At 62.5% G+C, this 1,551-nt stretch carries 1 pseudogene; it reads left to right on the top strand.

The features are described from left to right. Nucleotides 1-24: 24 nt before the first annotated feature. A pseudogene (locus tag IEZ09_RS45850) lies at nucleotides 25-1,551 on the top strand (hypothetical protein); the annotation flags it as partial.

The following is a 1,551-nucleotide window of genomic DNA, read 5'->3' as shown; positions in this document are numbered from 1 at the left end:
CTGGTCGGTCGATGGGTCGATGGCATGCATGATGCGGTTGTCGACGAGGTGGCGAGCACCCTCGGTGCGGGCGGAGTGGGCCGCGATTACACCCCAGGGACTGTCGCCATGTTTTCCGGCAGGCTCTTCACGGAAGACGCTGTGCGAACGCGGTGGCAGGGTCCGCAGTCCTCCGGGGATGTGTCGTTGCCGGATGAGGTGCGGCTGGAGCTGACGGGGTGGCGTCCCGATCCGGATGGGGGTGACAAGTTCACGGATGCCATCAGCCGGATCGGAAGGAGGCCGGAAGGTGCGGTCTCATTGGACCGCAGGACGAACGGCACGTTCGTGTCCGAGCTGACGCGCGGGCTGTTCAGTGAATGGTTCTGGAAAATGAGCAAGCTTGACGACCCGGTCACTGGAAAACCTTACACGGTGCAAGAGATCATCAAAGTCAGCGGCGTCCAGATCAATGCACAGTCATTGCTCGACTTTGTGTACGATTGGCGGGCGCGGATGTCGGCGGTGTTGTTGCCGCCGAAGGTGCGGGGTGCGATTATCAAGTTCCGTCCTGAGGAGAAGGAAGGGCGAAGAACTCTCCCGGAGTTTGTGGCGTCACTGCGAGGTCGTGACGTTTCGCTGGCTTCCAGTGCGTTGCCCGGGTTTGTCTTGCATCCTTCGACGGAGGCGATGCGTGAGTTGGCTGTGGGCATGCTGTCCGAGGTTGAGGGGGGAAGGCCGCGTTACACCTTGGATCAGGTTATCGGGGCGTTCGGTGGTGTGGTCGACGCGTCGTGGATGGAGAAGTGGTTGCAGGCGCATCGATCTGTGCGGCAGGCGTTGCCGGGTGAGGTGGTGGATCGGATTGTCAGGTGGCGGCCTGATGGATACGGGCCGGGTACTCAGCGGGGTAATCTGATCGTTCTGCAGAACGAGGGTCACCCGATCTCGCTTCCACGCAAAAAGTCCGATCCTGTGTCCTCGTATTTGCGTGGCCTGTTGATTGGCTGGGCCAATGGTTTGCACGGTACGAGCATTGGTGAGGTGGCGAGCAGGCTTGGTGTGGGCAGGGCTGATGATCGTCACAGTCCGGCGAGTGTCGCGCTGTTGTCCGACGGCCTGCTCACCGAAAGCGCGGTGCGGGAGGGGTGGGAGGCTCTGCCGGGTGCGGTGGAGCAGTCCGGTGCCGGCGATGTCGCCAGTTCCGCCGGCCTGCGGGCGGATCCCGAACAGGGTGGGTTGGCTGATGCCGTGGCTGTGCAGGGTGGTGGTCTCGCTGGTGAAGGCGCGGGGGTGTCCGGCGGGGTGTCGGGTCTTGTGGTGGGGACTGTGGACAGTCCGGTTCCGTTGGCTGGGTTGGTAGGTGTTGATGAGCTTGATTTGGCTGATGTGCGTCACGTTGTGCGGAGGCGTGGTGATGGCAGTGTCTCTGGTGTGTTTTTCGGCCGGCCGGAGGATGCGGTTGTGGAGGCGGCGTTTGAGACGGGGGAGACTGTTCCTGGTGTTTTCGGTCTGGTGGTGCGCAACAGGGATGGTTTGGTGGTGTGGCATAGGGGCAGGGAGGTTCGTGTT

It is taken from the genome of Lentzea flava (assembly GCF_014648475.1).
In the GTDB taxonomy this organism is placed as follows: Bacteria; Actinomycetota; Actinomycetes; order Mycobacteriales; family Pseudonocardiaceae; genus Lentzea; species Lentzea flava.
Note: the sequence above shows the minus strand (reverse complement) of the source record. Positions and strands in the feature narration are given on the sequence as shown.